The sequence below is a fragment of the Nocardiopsis alkaliphila YIM 80379 genome, from assembly GCF_000341005.1.
Taxonomy (GTDB): domain Bacteria; phylum Actinomycetota; class Actinomycetes; order Streptosporangiales; family Streptosporangiaceae; genus Nocardiopsis; species Nocardiopsis alkaliphila.
Genome location: NZ_ANBD01000036.1, coordinates 1 through 403 on the forward strand (window position 1 = coordinate 1; position 403 = coordinate 403).

Sequence of the window (403 nt, forward strand, 5' to 3'; positions counted from 1 at the left end):
GGCTGGTCTCCACCGCCTGCGGGACCGAGGCGAGGGTGTCGATCTGGTTGCCGCCCTCGTTGAGCGCGATCTCCCGAATGGCCTCGGTGTCGTCCAGGTCGGGCGAGGTGACGTAGAAGTAGTCACTTCCGCCCAGGATCCCGTAGGCACCGTTACCGACCTCGGCCATGACCGGTTCCATCAGTGTGTTGACGCCGGCCTCGGAGGTGGCGACCTCGTAGGGCAGGATGACGTAGTAGACGGGTGTGTCGGCGTTCGCGGCGGCGGACTCCAAGGCGCCTTCGTCGGCGGTGGAGATCTGCTCGATGGAGGGGTCGATGAAGACTCCGTCACCCTCCAGTTCCTCGACGATCTCCTCGGTGGTGGGTGCCTCGACCCCGGTGTCGGCTACGGCGGGGGGCGG

The 403-nt window shown here is 67.0% G+C and carries 1 pseudogene; it reads right to left on the reverse strand.

Annotation, left to right across the window (positions count from 1 at the left end):
* Positions 1–403 (reverse strand): annotated as a pseudogene (locus tag D472_RS24860) (chemotaxis protein CheA); the annotation flags it as partial.